Source organism: Mesorhizobium sp. M0659 (assembly GCF_040320605.1).
GTDB lineage: Bacteria > Pseudomonadota > Alphaproteobacteria > Rhizobiales > Rhizobiaceae > Mesorhizobium.
Genome location: NZ_JAMYPY010000007.1, coordinates 117,341 through 133,323, shown reverse-complemented (window position 1 = coordinate 133,323; position 15,983 = coordinate 117,341). Strand labels below are relative to the sequence as shown.

Below are 15,983 nucleotides of genomic sequence, written 5' to 3'. Positions count from 1 at the left end.
GGCGCAGGCTTACGAAGCCTGCGCCGCTATAGATGCTTAGGCGGCCGCCGAAACCTGCGCGCTGGTCGCAACCTCCGCGATGGTCTTCAGGATCTGCGAAGCGATCTGGTAGGGGTCGCCTTGCGAATTCGGGCGGCGGTCTTCCAGGTAGCCCTTGTAGTCATTGTTGACGAAGGAATGCGGCACGCGGATCGAGGCGCCGCGGTCGGCGATGCCGTAGCTGAAGCGGTTCCACGGCGCGGTCTCATGCTTGCCGGTCAGGCGCTTGTCGTTGTCCGGGCCGTAGACGGCGATGTGGTCCATCAGGTTCTTGTCGAATTGAGCCATCAGCGCTTCGAAATAGGCTTTGCCGCCGACTTCGCGCATATAGGCGGTCGAGAAGTTAGCGTGCATGCCCGAGCCGTTCCAGTCGGTGTCGCCGAGCGGCTTGCAGTGATACTCGATGTCGATCTCGTATTTTTCGGTCAGGCGCTGCAAGAGATAGCGGGCCATCCACATCTGGTCGGCGGCCTTCTTGGAGCCTTTGCCGAAAATCTGGAATTCCCACTGGCCCTTGGCCACTTCGGCGTTGATGCCTTCATGGTTGATGCCTGCTGCGAGGCAGAGGTCGAGATGCTCCTCGACGATCTGGCGCGCGATCGGGCCGACATTCGAATAGCCGACGCCGGTGTAGTACGGACCCTGCGGCGCCGGATAGCCGCTCTCGGGGAAGCCGAGCGGACTGCCGTCCTTGTAGAAGAAATACTCCTGCTCGAAGCCGAACCAGGCGCCCTCGTCGTCGAGGATGGTGGCGCGCTTGTTGGACACATGCGGCGTCACGCCATCTGGCATCATCACTTCGCACATCACCAGCACGCCATTGGTGCGGGCCGGATCGGGGAACACGGCAACCGGCTTCAGCACGCAATCGGAGCTATGGCCTTCGGCCTGCTGCGTCGAGGAACCGTCAAAGCCCCACAGCGGCAGCTGCTCGAGCGTCGGGAACTCGGCGAACTCCTTGACCTGGGTCTTGCCGCGAAGATTGGGGACCGGCGTGTAACCATCGAGCCAGATATACTCGAGCTTGTATTTCGTCATTCTAGAGCCTCTCGTTGCTTGATCACCGAACCTGGATGACGCCGGCGCGCCGAGCCATCCAGCAGCCCAGCTGCCAAGCCAATAAAATGCAAATCGTGTGCCACTTCAGTTGTTCAGGGTGCGGCAAAAATGCCCTTTCATGCCGGTGACGAAGGCAAGCCGCCTAAGCAATGCGCCCGGATCGATCAAAGGCAGAATTTGCTTAAATAACAGGCAAATGCCGATCTTTCTTTAGGCATCTTGCCTAAATGGATTGCAGGACTTACCTTGATGGAAAGATGAATCGAAGAGCCTCTCCAGAAGAAAGGAGACCGACCATGGAAATCACCTCAGCCCGTCCGTCGGCCAAAATCCTGATGTTCCCGGTGGCAGCGCGTGCGGGTGCCTCAAATTTAGGCGTAAAGGCCAAGTTTGCGGCAGAGCTTGCTTCGCTGCGCGATCAGCCGCTTGACCATGGCGAGGCTTGGTATCATGAGGCCGCCATTGCGGACGCCGAACAGCCTCGCAAGAGCTAGGCGTCTTCCGCGCTGATAGATCGAACAGGCCCACAAATGAAAAACCCGGCGCGATCGCTCGCGCCGGGTTTTTTGTATGACACAGACCTGTCGGCTACTGTTTGGTATGCAGGTCGGTGCCGAGCGTATCCCTGACGAAGATCATGCCGATGATCAGCGACATTGCCGCGATCACCACCGGATACCAGAGCCCGTAGTAGATATCGCCCTTGTAGGCACTGAGCGCGAACACGATCGCCGGGAGGAAGCCGCCGAACCAGCCATTGCCGATGTGGTAGGGCAGCGACATGCCGGTGTAGCGGATGCGGGTCGGGAACATCTCAACCAGGATCGCCGCGATCGGCCCGTAGACCATGGTCACGTAGAGGACCAGGATGAACAGGATGCCGATGACCTTGGCCCAGTTGACCTGTGCCGGGTCGGCAAACATCGCAAACGCACCCGCTGCCGGAATGCTGTAGACGGTCACCTCGGTGGCGCCGGCTGCCTCATCCTTGGTCAGCACCTTGTCCTTGATCGCCTGCTCGGTCGGGACTGCGGTCTTTTCGCCTGCGCGGATGGCTGCCGCGTCGAGCTTCAGTTCGGGGTTGGCCGCGACAAAGGCGTCGAGCTTCTGGTCGGCAACCTTGGCGGCAGCGCGCTTCAGCGGATAACCACCATCCTGCAAGGCAATATTGATTGCCTTGCCGAAGGCTGCCTCTTTGGCCTTCAATTGATCGCCAGCCGCGACCGCGTCATAGGATTCAGCTGTCTCGTTGCCGATCTTGACTGTAGCAGGCGTTCCAGCCGCTGCCGTCGTCACGACGTCATAAGGCACCGAGTTCTTGCTGAGAAAGGCAGTCGCGATATCGCATGACGTCGTGTATTTGAAAGTGCCCGTGGGGTTGAACTGGAATTTGCAGTCGCCAGGCGCGGCGGTCACAGTCGCACGCGTTGTCTGTTGTGCCGTTGCCAGAGCTGGATTAGCCGCCCAGGTCAGCGCCTTAAACAGCGGGAAAGTGGTGACGATCGCCAGCGCAAGACCGGCCATGATAATCGGCTTGCGGCCGATCTTGTCGGAAAGCCAACCGAACACGACGAAGAAGATCGCGCCTACCGCCAGCGCGATGGCGACCATGATGTTGACCGACTGCGCGTCCACCTTGAGCACATTGGTAAGGAAGAACAGTGCGTAGAACTGGCCGTTGTACCAGACCACGGCCTGGCCGGCGGTGAGGCCGAAAAGCGCCAGCAGCGCAATTTTTGCATTCTTCCATTGGCCGAAGGCTTCCGACAAAGGCGCCTTGGAGCCCTTGCCCTCTTCCTTCATACGGACGAAGGCCGGCGATTCCGAAAGCGTCAGGCGAATCCAGACCGATATTGCGAGCAGGATGGCCGAGAGTAGGAATGGAATGCGCCAGCCCCAGGCCGCGAAATCCTCCTTGCTCAACGAATTCTGCACGGCCAGGATGATGATCAGCGACAGGAACAGGCCAAGCGTCGCTGTCGTCTGAATCCACGACGTATAGAAGCCACGGCGATCGTCGGGTGCATGTTCGGCGACATAGGTCGCGGCACCGCCATACTCACCGCCGAGCGCCAGGCCCTGCAGCATGCGCAGCCCAACCAGGATGATGGGCGCCGCGATGCCCCAGCTCGCCGAACCGGGAAGCAGGCCGACCAGGAAGGTCGACAGGCCCATGATCGTGATGGTGACGAGGAATGTGTATTTGCGGCCGACGAGATCGCCGATACGGCCGAACACCAGCGCGCCGAACGGCCGCACGAGGAAGCCGGCAGCGAAAACCAGCAGCGTGAAGATGTTGCGCGTCCCCTCCGGATAAGAGGCGAAGAATGTGGTGCCGATTGCGGCCGCCAATGCGCCGTAGAGATAGAAATCATACCATTCGAAAACCGTGCCGAGCGAGGAAGCGAAGATGACTTTCTTCTCCTCCCGCGTCATGCCGCGGCTGCTTCCGCCGGCGGTCGATGCCAATGCCATTGAACTGTCCTCCCGTGAATCGTCTGCCTTCGACGCTGGGCGTCATCGTCGGCGTTCCCTCCGAACGCGACTCGAACCCGACATCGGCGTAAAAAATGACAGAAAGCGACCGCCGGAGGCAGGCAGACCTTGGATTTATGACTTTGGTATTAGGTGCAGTGCGGCAAAAGGCCGAGGATCAGGTCTTCAGCGCATCGAGCAGGCCGACGGCCGCCATCATGTCGCGTTTGCGAGCCGAGCGGCGTGCGACAGCCTCGGCATCCTGGCCCCAATGCTCGATCTGCCAGTCCTCGTCGACATGGCCGGCGGCCCAAGCCGCATCGCCATCGAGCGCACCGTAATCGACCGCCAGCGCCAGCAGCGCCGACCCGGTCAGCGAAGTCATGACATGGATTGCAGCCAGCCGCAGCGGCTCGGCACGCTGGGCAAGATGGGCGCCGAGGACGGCGAGGCTTTCGCGCGGCTGCTCGACATGGATGATGCCCTCGGCGAGGTTGAACCGAGCCCCTAATGTCGCCCTCGCCCAGTCGATCACCGGATCCCAATGCTGGTTCTGCCGCTCGACCAGCCCCTGCGGCGCGTCGGCGCGGTAGCAGGTCAGATCGGACGAGGCGAAGCGCAAGACGTCCTCCAGCACCGCCTTCGGGTCGCTGGCGACGCCGTCGATGGCGGTGTTGACCAGACGCAGCACCGGCATCGTGACCGGGTCGATGGTCTCGCCCTGTGCAGCGAACTCATTGGCGACCAGGGCGGCGGCCTTTTCGGTCGGCAGCGCCAGCAGCGCCTTGCCCGGCGTGCGCACCGGCTTGCCGTCGAGATGGACGGCAAAACCGTCCTCCACAGCTGCGACCGACACGTCCTTGTAGAAGCGCTTCGGCAGGTGCGTCTTCATCTGGATCTGCGCGCGGCGGACCGGATCCGGATCGGACAGATGCTTTCCCGCTTCGAGGTCGTTGAGGATGTCACGCATGGTCGAACTTTCTATCCAGGTACCTGCTTGCGCGCCGGCCGGTTGACGATGATCAGGCCGACTGCGATCAGCCCAAGCGCCACAAAGATCCTGGTCGTTGGCGCCTCGCCAAGAATGATAGCGCCGCAGAGGACGCCGAACACCGGCGACAGGAAGGCGAAGCTCGACAGGCCCGATGCCGGATAGCGCCTGAGCAGCCAGAACCACAGCACATAGGTGAAGGCAACTATATAGAGCGACTGGAACAGCAGCGCCAATGTCGGCAAGGCACTGACCGCGCGGATCGGCGGGCCGGCGAAAGGCAGAACCAGGACACCGACAATGGCCGCACCGGCCAGCTGATAAAGCAGCAATTTCTCGGCACTGGTCTCGACCAGTTTCGAACGCTTGATGACGATACTGGTCGCCGCCCACAGAATACCGGAGCCGAGGCTGAGCAGATCGCCCATCAAGGTCACGTCGGTGCCGCCGGCAATCCCGTCTGAAAACACCGCCACCAGGCCGCAGAAGGCGAGAACGAGCCCGCCAAGCTTGCGCGCGTTGATACGCTCACCGAGCAGGAAATGGCCGCCGATCAGGACCCAGAACGGCATGGTGTTGACCAGCAGTGTGTTGCGGGCAACGGTCGTGTATTCCAGCCCGATATAGAGGCACAGGAACTCGACGCCGAACAGCACGCCGACGATGATGCCGGCGACAAGCGACCCGTCGGCCTTAAACAGCCTGATGCCGCGCAGCCAGCACCAGCCGAGCACACAGAGCCCGCCAATGATCGAACGTGCGATCGAGACGAAAACCGGATCGCAGCCGGCATAGGAGATCTTGGCGGCGACGTAGTTCAGCCCCCAGGAAAAGGTCAACCCGACCATGATGGAAGCAGCCGCCAGATCGACCGCATCGCGGCGATCCAATACCGAGGCAACGGCCAATGTCAGTCCTCCGCGCTGGCGTCGTCGAAGCCGATCAGGTTCCAGCTCTGGCGCATATGCGGCGGCATCGGCGCGGTGACGTCGATGACGCCCTTGTCCGGGTGCGGAATGACGATGCGGCGCGCATGCAGATGCAGGCGGTTCTGAATGCCGCCCGGAAAGTCCCAGTTGGTGTCGGCCTCGAAATATTTGGGGTCGCCGAGGATCGGGCAGCCGATATAGGCGGCATGAACGCGCAGCTGGTGGGTGCGGCCAGTGTACGGCTCCATTTCCAGCCAGGTCATCGTCTGAGCCGCCTGCTCGATGATGCGATAGTAGGACACGGCGTGGTCGGCGCCCTTTTCGCCATGGGCTGCCACGCGCACGCGGTCGCCGTCCTCGGTCGGCTCCTTGATCAGCCAGGTCGAGATCTTGTCCTCACGCTTGGGCGGGACGCCCTTGACCAGCGCCCAATAGGTCTTCTTGGTCTCGCGCGCCCGGAATGACTCGGAAAGCTTCATCGCCGCAAGCCTGGTGCGGGCAACCACCAACACGCCCGACGTGTCGCGGTCGAGCCGGTGCACCAGGCGCGGCTTCTCGCCCTTCTGGCTGCGCCAGGCCTCCAGCATGTCGTCGACATTGCGGGTGACGCCCGAGCCGCCTTGCACCGCCAGGCCGGCCGGCTTGTTGAAGACGAAGACTTTTGGATCTTCGTGGATCAGCATCTTGGCCAGCACATCGGCGTCGCCCTGGTTGCGGATCGAGTAACCCGTAAGCGCACTCTCGCCCTTCTTGTCGACCTCGAGCGGCGGCACACGCACCACCTGGCCGGGCTCGACACGGCTGTCGGCCTTGACCCGGCCGCCATCGACGCGGATCTGGCCCGAGCGCAGCAACTTCTGCAGATGGCCAAAGCCGAGGCCGGGGAAATGGGTCTTGAACCAGCGATCGAGCCGCATGCCCGCCTCGCCGGCCTCCACCGTGATCTGTTCTACGCCTGCCATGATTTTCGCTTTATCCGTTTCTAACGCGTGACCCCGAAAATCTACTCCGGCTTTCGGAAAGGATCATGCGCAAGATCAAAGTTTCTGCAGCGCGTCCAGAGGATGCGGCGTGCTCCAGGTCGGGGCAATAACACTATGAAACGGTTCTTGCGAGCCAAAGTCCCAGAAACAGGGCGATAATGGCGCCAACGACGCTGGCAAGCGCATATCCCAACGCCGTCAGCGTCGCTCCGCGCTCCCACAGGGTCGCGAAATCGAGCGAAAAGGCGGAGAAGGTGGTGAAGCCGCCAAGGATGCCCGTGGCGACGAACAGCCGGAGCTCATTGGAACCGCCGCGCCGCATCAGCGCGGCGACGAACAGCCCCATAACAAAGGAGCCGAGGATGTTGATCGCCATTGTCCCCCAGGGGTAGTTGGGGCCGACGAGGCGCAAGGCGCCGATGTTGGTCAGGTGGCGGATGCCGGCGCCGATGCCGCCGCCGACCACAACAAGAAGCAGATTGAACATGCCCGTTTACTGCCCGGCCAAGGCAGTGCGGTCAATCCCTTCAGGCTAACGCCTCAGGTCGTCTCGACCTTCTTTGCCTTGCTCGAGCCGATCATCTTCCAGTTCTTGTAGAACATGGAATTGATGCGCTCGACGGTGACCGAAACGATGGCCAGAAGTCCGGCGATGAAACCGGGGAACGGCGACGGGCGGATGATGTCCATGAACACGCAGTAGCGGCGCCCATCATACTCGTTGACCGAGCGGTGCAGCAGCGTGTCGTCGAAAATATAGAGCGGGTTGTCGTGCCAGTAATTCCTGGCGCCGTTGCATTCGACGAAAACCTCTGCCTTCACCGGCAAGAGATTGTAGAGGATGCGCAGGCTGAGCCGCAGCGGTCCGAAATGCCAGGAAGTCGATTCCTTGCCTCTGAAGACAGACACGGCAATGGTCTTGATGTATTTGAAATCCTTGTTGAATTCCGCAACATTGTCGATCCGGTGCTTGCCGTACCACTGATAGACATACATGCCGCGACGACCGGTGCCGAAATTGGCGTCGATATCGGCGATGATCTCGTCCTTGCGCGCCTTGAAGACGTCAAGAACCTCGTTGACCTCGCGCTGATAATCGGCAGGAAACTGCTCCAGCTTCCACACACCCGGGTTGCGGTAGCAAACGAGGTCCACCAGCAGATTGAAGGGCGACAGCAGCCAGGTGAAGATGCCATTGCCGAGGAAATAGCCGCGCAACAGCGACAGATCCTTGCTGGCGTTGCGCAGCACATCGATCAGGCCGCAGACGATCCAAATCGTGGTCAGGATCGGAATGAAATAGAAGCCGAGCACGAGCAGCGGGACAGCAATCACAGCCTGGCGAAGCGTTTTGCGAAGGGATTTTGTCATTTCTGTTCGCGCCGCGCGCTGTCCCCGTTCCGAATTATCGCCCGTCCTGGCAGCCTCCCGGCCGAGTCATGCGACGTGATAGGGCTTTTTGTCATGCGGTACAATCACACTGCTGTGACTGGCGGGGACAGAATTTCAGTTCATCGCGGGCAGGCCGAGTTCGTCCCGTTTGTCCCGTGCACCTATTTTTCCCGCTCGCTGCGCAGCTTTGCCCAATAGTCCAGCCGTTTCTTGATATCGCGCTCGAAGCCGCGTTCGGGCGGATCATAAAAGGTCTGCCGGCCCATCTTTTCGGGGAAATAGTCCTGGCCGGAAAAAGCATCGGGCTGGTCGTGATCGTAGCGGTAGCCGGCGCCGTAATCCTCCTCTTTCATCAGCTTGGTCGGCGCGTTGAGGATGTGCTTGGGCGGCAGCAGCGAACCGAACTCCTTCGCCGCCCGTGTGGCTGCCTTGAAGGCGGTATAGACGGCGTTGGATTTGGGCGCGGTGGCGAGATAGACGGTGGCCTCGGCGAAGGCCAGTTCGCCTTCGGGCGAGCCGAGATAGTCGTAGGCGTCCTTGGCGGCGTTGGCGATAACCAGCGCCTGCGGGTCGGCCAGCCCGATATCCTCCATCGCCATGCGCACCAGCCGGCGGCCGAGATAGAGCGGATCCTCGCCGGCGTCGAACATGCGGGCAAGATAATAAAGCGCCGCGTCCGGGTCGGACCCACGCACCGATTTGTGCAGCGCCGAGATCAGATTGTAGTGACCGTCCTGGCCCTTGTCATAGATCGGCGCGCGGCGCTGGACGATGCGCTGCAGCCCTTCGGGATCGAAAACCTCGCCGGGTTTGGCGGCGCGCCAGACTTCCTCGGCCAGCGTCAGCGAGGCCCGGCCGTCGCCATCGCTCATGCGGATGAGCATCGCCCGCGCCTCGTCGTCGAGCGGCAGCGCCCTGCCCTCCGTCTCCTCCGCGCGCGTCATCAGCTTGGCAATGCTGTCCTCGCCCAGCGAGTGAAACACCAGCACCCGCGCGCGCGACAGAAGCGCGGCGTTCAGCTCGAAGGACGGATTTTCGGTCGTGGCGCCAACCAGCACGACGGTGCCGTCCTCCATGACCGGGAGAAACGAATCCTGCTGGGCGCGGTTGAAGCGATGGATCTCGTCGACGAACAGCAGCGTCTGGCGGCCATTGGTGCGACGCAGCTTTGCCGCCTCGAACACTTTCTTCAAATCGGCAACGCCGGAAAACACCGCTGAGATCTGCTCGAAGGCAAGGCTGGTCTCGCCGGCCAGCAGCCGCGCCACCGTGGTCTTGCCGGTGCCGGGTGGCCCCCAGAAAATCATCGAGCCGAGCGAACCGGAGTTGATCAACCGCGTCAGCGCGCCGTCCGGCCCGGTCAAATGCTCCTGGCCGACAACCTCGCCGAGGTTTTTCGGACGCAGCCGATCGGCCAAAGGCCGGCCGGGCGGCGCTCTTTCCGGTTCATCGACGCTGAACAGATCGGCCATCTAGGTCTTCTGGTTGGAGCACGATCCTCAGAAATGGGAAGATCGCCTCAGTAACGCAACACCTGGCGCAGTATCTGCCCGCCGCGCTCGACGGTAAAGCGCCACCAGCGTGTATCCTGCTGGGCAAGCTGCGCCAGTGTCGCCGCCGTATCGACCGTCGTGCCGTTCACCTCGCGCACGATGTCGCCCGGCTGGAAGCCGAAATCGGCGGCCGGCGAATCGCGGTTGATGTCGACCACGGTGACGCCCTTGAGGTCGGTGCGCAGGCCGAGGCGCTGGGCGAGCCTGGGCGACAGTTCCGCGACCTTGGCGCCGGAAAACGGGCTGCGGCCATGCAGCGTCACTTCCGAAGCCTTGGCTCCTTCCGGCGCGCGCTCCAGTGCGATCTCCATCGTCGCCTGCTGGCCCTTGCTCAGGATGGCGAAGGTCGCCTTGGTGCCGATCGACAGGGTCGCCATGCGGTAATCCAGCGCCTCGATGCCTTCGACCGTCGTGCCATTGAGCTGCAGCACGACATCGCCGGGCTTCAGCCCTGCCTTGGCCGCCGGTCCGGCTTCCTCAACCGACGACACCAGCGCGCCGGTCGGCTTCTCCATGCCGAGCGATTCGGCGATCTGCGGTGTGACCGCTTCGAACTCGGCGCCTATATAGGGCCGCTCGAAGAAATCGAGCCCGGCCTTGGCCGCGTCGGCGAAGGCGCGCACCATGTTGGCGGGGATGGCAAAGCCGATGCCGATCGAGCCGCCGCTGCGGCTGTAGATGGCGGTGTTGATGCCGACCAGCTGGCCGCCCATGTTGATCAGCGCGCCGCCGGAATTGCCGGGATTGATGGCGGCGTCGGTCTGGATGAAGTAGCCCGAATCCGAAACGCCGATATGGCTGCGGGCAAGCGCCGAAACGATGCCGCTGGTGGTGGTCTGGCCGACGCCGAACGGATTGCCGATGGCCAGCACCAGGTCGCCGACCTCGAGCGCGTCGGAATCGCCGATGGCAATCACCGGGAACGGCTTGTCGGAGGTGATCTTGAGCACGGCGAGGTCAAGCGTCTCGTCCTTGAGCATGACCTTCGAGGTGAATTCGCGCCCGTCGGCGGTCGCGACCTTGACCTCGTCGGCATCCTTGATCACGTGGAAATTGGTGACGACGACGCCGCTCGGGTCGACCAGCACGCCCGAGCCGAGCGAGGATTGTGCGCGCGGCTGCGCGCGGCCGAAGAATTCCTCGAAGAAAGGATCGCCGTCAAAGGGCGACGTGACCTTGGCCGTCTGCGAAGCATAGACATTGACCACGGCCGGCGCCGTCTGCTTGACCAGGGGGGCAAACGACAGCTGCACCTCTTCGCGGCCGAACGGCACGCGCTTGTCGGGACCGGAGGTGCCGTTCTCGCCTTCGACGCCATGCAGGAGGTCGGTCAGCACATCGGAGAGCCCCGGGTCGGCTGGCTTGGCGGCGTCCTCGGCCAGAGCCTGCCTGACTGTCGGCGCGGCTGCGAACGCCATCATGGCGAAGAGCAGAACAAGAGACAGTCGGTTGGCGCGCATTCGCGAATCCTCCAAGGCAAGTTCGGGGGCATTGTCCCGACGATTGTGCAGAATGAAAGGCTAATGCACTGAAATGCGGCGATTGTCGTGCAAAAGCACTTGGCCGGCAGGCAAAAAAGCCTGGCGAAGCATGCCCTCGCGACAATGCAAAAAAGGGGCCCGAAGGCCCCTTGAAGTCATTCCTGAAAAACCGAGCCTTATGCGGCAGCGGCTTCCTCGTCGGTGCCTTCGGCCTCGATGCGGGCGCGGTCGCCGGCGCCCTTGGCCGAGGTGTCGCGATCGACGAACTCGATGACTGCCATGGCGGCATTGTCGCCGTGGCGGAAGCCGGCCTTCATGATGCGCAGATAGCCGCCATTGCGGGTGGCGTAGCGCGGCGCGATGGTGTCGAACAGACGCTTGACGACGCCTTCATTGCCGATCTGGGCAATGACCTGGCGGCGCGCATGCAGGTCGCCGCGCTTGCCGAGCGTCACCAGCTTCTCGACAATCGGACGCAAATCCTTCGCCTTCGGCAGGGTGGTGACGATCTGTTCGTGCTCGAGCAGCGACACGGCGAGGTTGGCGAACATCGACTTGCGATGGCTAATGCTTCGGGCGAAGCGGCGGCCTTTAAAACCGTGGCGCATGGCTCTTTTCCTTCTTCAGTTGTTCAAGAGGCCGTGGCCTCTGATGGTTTTCCGCATGACCGTCGGATCGAGCGGCTCACGCCGCGATCCTTGGAAATTCATGCTCAATATTGGTCTTCGTAACGCTTGGCGAGGTCTTCGATGTTTTCCGGCGGCCAGTCCGGCACTTCCATGCCGAGGTGCAGGCCCATCGCCGCGAGCACTTCCTTGATCTCGTTCAGCGACTTGCGGCCGAAGTTCGGGGTGCGCAGCATCTCGGCTTCGGTCTTCTGGATGAGATCGCCGATATAGACGATGTTGTCGTTCTTCAGGCAGTTGGCCGAACGCACCGAAAGCTCGAGTTCGTCGACCTTCTTGAGCAGCGCCGGGTTGAAGGCGAGCTCGGTGACGGCCTCGGTTGCGACTTCCTTCTGCGGCTCGTCGAAGTTGACGAACAGGCCAAGCTGGTCCTGCAGGATGCGGGCAGCGAATGCCACCGCGTCTTCACCCGAGATCGAACCGTCGGTCTCGATGGTCATGGTCAGCTTGTCATAGTCGAGAACCTGGCCCTCGCGGGTGTTCTCGACCTTGTAGGAGACCTTCTTGACCGGCGAATATAGGCTGTCGACCGGGATCAGGCCGATCGGCGCGTCTTCGGCGCGGTTGCGGTCGGCCGGCACGTAACCCTTGCCGGTGTCGACGGTGAATTCCATGCGGATTTCAGCGCCCTCGTCCAGCGTACAGATGACGTGGTCGGGGTTGAGGATCTCGACGTCGCCAACCGTCTGGATGTCGCCAGCCAGAACCGCACCTGGGCCCTGCTTGCGAACGACCATGCGCTTGGGACCGTCGCCTTCCATGCGGATGGCGATTTCCTTGATGTTGAGGACGATGTCGGTCACGTCCTCACGCACGCCGGCAATCGACGAGAATTCATGCAGAACGCCGTCGATCTGCACGGCGGTGACAGCCGCACCGCGCAGCGAAGACAAAAGCACGCGGCGCAGCGCGTTGCCGAGCGTCAGGCCGAAGCCACGCTCGAGCGGCTCGGCGACCAGCGTGGTCAGCGTCTTCTTCTTCGACGAGAACTCGATCTTGTTCGGCTTGATCAGTTCCTGCCAATTTTTCTGGATCATGATGCTTTCCTTCCGTTGACCCGCCACCATCCAATCGTGGCGGGCGACCTGGAGTGCCGTGGAGGAGCGCCTTGAGGCGCTCACGCGGCGTTCGGTAATGTCTTAGACGCGGCGCTTCTTGCGCGGGCGGCAGCCATTGTGCGGGATCGGCGTCACATCACGGATCGAGGTGATGGTGAAGCCGGCCGCCTGCAGGGCGCGAAGCGCCGATTCACGACCGGAGCCGGGTCCGCAGACCTCGACTTCGAGCATGCGCATGCCGTGTTCCTGGGCCTTCTTGGCGACGTCTTCGGCAGCCATCTGGGCGGCGAACGGGGTCGACTTGCGCGAACCCTTGAAGCCCTGGGCACCGGCCGACGACCAGGCAATGGAATTGCCCTGCGCGTCGGTGATGGTGATCATCGTGTTGTTGAAGGTCGAATTGACGTGGGCAACGCCCGACGAGATGTTCTTGCGTTCGCGACGGCGAACACGAGCGGCTTCCTTGGCCATGATAGTCCTTTCAGTTGATCTCTACACCGCCGTAATGCCAGCGGCTCCACCTTTGAAAGCGAGTAGTGAGCAGGGACCAGCGAATAGGGGACCCCTACTCGCTAATGGCTACTCGCTATTCGCTCACTTACTTCTTCTTGCCGGCGATCGACTTGGCCGGGCCCTTGCGGGTGCGTGCATTGGTGTGCGTGCGCTGGCCGCGAACCGGCAGCGAACGGCGGTGACGCAGGCCGCGGTAGCAGCCGAGGTCCATGAGACGCTTGATGTTCATCGACACTTCGCGCCGCAGGTCGCCTTCGACCTGGTAGTCGCGGTCGATGGTCTCGCGGATCTGCAGCACTTCCGCGTCGGTCAGCTGGTTGACGCGGCGCTCGGCCGGGATGCCGACCTTGTCGACGATCTCCTGGGCGAACTTCTTGCCAATGCCGTGAATGTACTGAAGCGCAATGACGACGCGCTTGTTGGTTGGAATGTTGACGCCGGCTATACGAGCCATATTCTTCTCTGCTCCATGTGGGGCCGGCCGGCCTTCAAAACAAGGCATGCGCGGCGCTGTTTAAATTACCCCGCGTCCGGTGGAGGCCGGCCCCTGCGGGAGTTCCCTAGTTTCAATGCGGCTGCCTTGCCCTTGCGGACAAGCAAGCCTCATGCCTGATAGGAAGACGGGCCGCCATAACCCAGCGAACCGTTCCAGTCAAGCGCAATCTTTACTTTGCCGTAACGGTTTCCCGCGTCACCGCCGCGAGCAGCGCTTCAATCTCCGCCGTCACGGTGTCGACAGGGGCCATGCCGTCGACACTCCTAAGCGAGCGTTTGGCATAATAATAGCCGATCAGAGGCGCGGTCTTCTTGTAATATTCCCGCAGGCGCTCTTCGAACACCACCGGATTGTCGTCCTTGCGCACCGGCTGTCCGGCGGCCTTGGCGTCGTCGGCGCGCTTGACGATGCGGCCGACCAACGCTTTGTCGTCGACGACGAACTCGATCACGGCATCGAGGCCAATGCCGCGCTCGGCGAGCATCGATTCAACCGCATCAGCCTGCACCAGCGTGCGCGGATATCCGTCGAGGATGAAACCGTTGGTGCAATCGGACTGGTCGATGCGCTCGGCCACGATCGCGTTGACAATGGCGTCGGAAACCAGCTCGCCGGCATCCATCACCGCCTTGGCGCGCTTGCCGACTTCAGTGCCGGCCTGTACGGCGGCCCGCAGCATGTCGCCCGTCGACAGCTGCGGTATGCCGTATTTTTCTACTAGTCTTTGTGCTTGCGTCCCCTTGCCCGCTCCTGGCGGCCCAAGCAATATCAATCTCATCTGGCCTTCTTCCCCCCGCGCAGCTTCGACTTCTTGATCAGGCCCTCATACTGGTGCGCGATCAGGTGACCCTGGATCTGCGCCACCGTATCGAGGGTTACACTGACCACGATCAGAAGCGATGTGCCACCGAGGTAGAATGGTACGCCAGTTGCCGAAATCAGGAACTCGGGCAGCAGGCACACCAGCACCAGATAGATGGCGCCGACGACGGTGATGCGCGTCAGGACATAGTCGATGTAATCGGCAGTGCGCTCACCCGGACGGTAGCCCGGAATGAAGCCGGAATGCTTCTTGAGCTGGTCGGCGGTGTCCTTCGGATTGAACACGATGGCCGTGTAGAAGAAGGCGAAGAACACGATCATTGCCGCATAGAACAGCATGTAGAGCGGCTGGCCGTGGCCGAGCGAAGCGAGCACGGTGCTTGCCCAGGCCGGCAGGTTTGTCGTCTGCGAGAAGCCGGCGACCGTTGCCGGCAGCAAAAGCAGCGACGACGCGAAGATCGGCGGAATGACGCCCGACGTGTTGAGCTTCAGCGGCAGATGCGAGGTGTCGCCCTGGAACATGCGGTTGCCGACCTGGCGCTTCGGATACTGGATCAGCAGGCGGCGCTGCGCGCGCTCGAAGAACACGATCAGCGCGATGACGATGATGGCCAGCACGATGATCGCGAGTATCAGCCCGGTCGATAGAGCGCCGGTGCGGCCGAGCTCCAGCGTGCCGGAGATGGCGCGCGGCAGGCCGGCGACGATGCCGGAGAAGATGATCAGCGAAATGCCGTTGCCGATGCCGCGGGCGGTGATCTGCTCGCCCAGCCACATCAGGAACATGGTGCCGCCAACCAGCGTGACGACGGTCGAGATGCGGAAGAACATGCCGGGATCGTTGACGATGCCGTTGCCGCCTTCCAGGCCCACCGAAATGCCGTAGGCCTGCACCAGCGCCAGGAGTACCGTGCCGTAGCGCGTGTACTGGTTGATGACCTTGCGGCCCTGCTCTCCTTCCTTTTTCAGCGCTTCCAGCGACGGAATGACCGAGGTCATCAGCTGCATGATGATGGAGGCTGAGATGTAAGGCATGATGCCGAGCGCGAAGATCGCCATGCGCTGCACGGCGCCGCCGGCGAACATGTTGAACATGCCGAGCACGCCCTTGGCCTGCGAAGAGAAGGCCTGCGCGAATGCATCCGGATTGATGCCGGGCAGCGGGATATAGGTGCCGAGGCGATAGACGAGCAGCGCGCCGACGGTGAACCAGATTCGCTTCTTCAGGTCCTCCGCCTTGGCGAAAGCCGCAAAATTCAGATTCGAGGCTAGTTGTTCAGCAGCCGAAGCCATGCCTGATTCTCCGCTAGAGCATGATGCCGAAAAGTGTGAAGCGGTTTTCGGACAACGTCATGCGCTACTTCTTTGATTTGTATGTCACGCTCGATGCCCGCAGCTCAGGCGGCGCGTGGCACCGAAGCTCACGAGATAAGCTCCGGGCTCTAAACATGCAAGCGGCCGCGTTGACGCGGCCGCCTAATTGATTGGATCAAAGCGCAATCGTGA

The 15,983-nt window shown here is 62.0% G+C and carries 16 protein-coding genes; 1 reads left to right on the top strand and 15 read right to left on the bottom strand.

The window, feature by feature from the left end; genetic code table 11:
* Positions 1-36: 36 nt before the first annotated feature.
* Positions 37-1,077: a glutamine synthetase beta-grasp domain-containing protein gene (locus tag NKI31_RS13825; RefSeq protein ID WP_352651842.1), complete on the bottom strand. Its 1,041-nt coding sequence runs from the start codon at positions 1,075-1,077 to the stop codon at positions 37-39.
* A gap of 317 nt (positions 1,078-1,394) precedes the next feature.
* On the opposite strand from NKI31_RS13825, the gene NKI31_RS13820 reads away from it, so the two are divergent.
* A complete protein-coding gene (locus NKI31_RS13820) occupies positions 1,395-1,592 on the top strand; it encodes a DUF2735 domain-containing protein (protein WP_023672773.1) in 198 nt (65 codons plus the stop codon).
* 94 nt (positions 1,593-1,686) lie between these two features.
* Here NKI31_RS13820 and NKI31_RS13815 read toward each other — a convergent pair whose 3' ends face one another.
* The 14 genes from NKI31_RS13815 to secY form a co-directional block, all read right to left on the bottom strand.
* A complete protein-coding gene (locus NKI31_RS13815; RefSeq protein WP_023743043.1) occupies positions 1,687-3,573 on the bottom strand; it encodes an MFS transporter in 1,887 nt (628 codons plus the stop codon).
* Between the two features lie 178 nt (positions 3,574-3,751).
* Positions 3,752-4,543, bottom strand: a complete 792-nt coding sequence (locus NKI31_RS13810) for an ATP12 family chaperone protein (protein WP_352651841.1) — start codon at positions 4,541-4,543, stop codon at positions 3,752-3,754.
* Positions 4,544-4,554: 11 nt separating this feature from the next.
* Entirely contained in the window at positions 4,555-5,412 is an 858-nt protein-coding gene (locus NKI31_RS13805) for a DMT family transporter (protein ID WP_502899137.1), read from the bottom strand.
* A gap of 62 nt (positions 5,413-5,474) precedes the next feature.
* A complete protein-coding gene (locus NKI31_RS13800) occupies positions 5,475-6,455 on the bottom strand; it encodes an RluA family pseudouridine synthase (RefSeq protein ID WP_023672769.1) in 981 nt (326 codons plus the stop codon).
* A gap of 133 nt (positions 6,456-6,588) precedes the next feature.
* Positions 6,589-6,963, bottom strand: a complete 375-nt coding sequence (gene crcB / locus NKI31_RS13795) for a fluoride efflux transporter CrcB (RefSeq protein ID WP_023682593.1) — start codon at positions 6,961-6,963, stop codon at positions 6,589-6,591.
* 53 nt (positions 6,964-7,016) lie between these two features.
* A complete protein-coding gene (locus tag NKI31_RS13790; RefSeq protein ID WP_023738900.1) occupies positions 7,017-7,847 on the bottom strand; it encodes an aspartyl/asparaginyl beta-hydroxylase domain-containing protein in 831 nt (276 codons plus the stop codon).
* 182 nt (positions 7,848-8,029) lie between these two features.
* On the bottom strand, positions 8,030-9,340 hold the full coding sequence (locus tag NKI31_RS13785; protein WP_023682595.1) for a replication-associated recombination protein A: 1,311 nt from the start codon (positions 9,338-9,340) through the stop codon (positions 8,030-8,032).
* Between the two features lie 47 nt (positions 9,341-9,387).
* The gene (locus NKI31_RS13780; protein WP_023688416.1) at positions 9,388-10,881 is read right to left on the bottom strand and encodes a DegQ family serine endoprotease; all 1,494 of its coding nucleotides are present in this window, start codon (positions 10,879-10,881) and stop codon (positions 9,388-9,390) included.
* Positions 10,882-11,078: 197 nt separating this feature from the next.
* Positions 11,079-11,510 (bottom strand): 50S ribosomal protein L17, encoded by a 432-nt coding sequence (gene rplQ, locus NKI31_RS13775; protein WP_023682598.1) that lies wholly within the window; start codon positions 11,508-11,510, stop codon positions 11,079-11,081.
* Between the two features lie 104 nt (positions 11,511-11,614).
* Positions 11,615-12,625, bottom strand: coding sequence for a DNA-directed RNA polymerase subunit alpha (locus tag NKI31_RS13770; protein WP_023682599.1), 1,011 nt, complete (start codon positions 12,623-12,625; stop codon positions 11,615-11,617).
* A gap of 102 nt (positions 12,626-12,727) precedes the next feature.
* Entirely contained in the window at positions 12,728-13,117 is a 390-nt protein-coding gene (gene rpsK / locus NKI31_RS13765) for a 30S ribosomal protein S11 (protein ID WP_006205444.1), read from the bottom strand.
* Positions 13,118-13,244: 127 nt separating this feature from the next.
* Positions 13,245-13,613: a 30S ribosomal protein S13 gene (rpsM, locus tag NKI31_RS13760; RefSeq protein WP_006205445.1), complete on the bottom strand. Its 369-nt coding sequence runs from the start codon at positions 13,611-13,613 to the stop codon at positions 13,245-13,247.
* Positions 13,614-13,824: 211 nt separating this feature from the next.
* Positions 13,825-14,433, bottom strand: coding sequence for an adenylate kinase (locus tag NKI31_RS13755; RefSeq protein WP_352651839.1), 609 nt, complete (start codon positions 14,431-14,433; stop codon positions 13,825-13,827).
* Complete coding sequence (secY, locus tag NKI31_RS13750) at positions 14,430-15,770, bottom strand: preprotein translocase subunit SecY (RefSeq protein ID WP_023672761.1); 1,341 nt, start codon at positions 15,768-15,770, stop codon at positions 14,430-14,432. The genes NKI31_RS13755 and secY overlap by 4 nt, the downstream gene beginning before the upstream one ends.
* Positions 15,771-15,983: the final 213 nt, after the last annotated feature.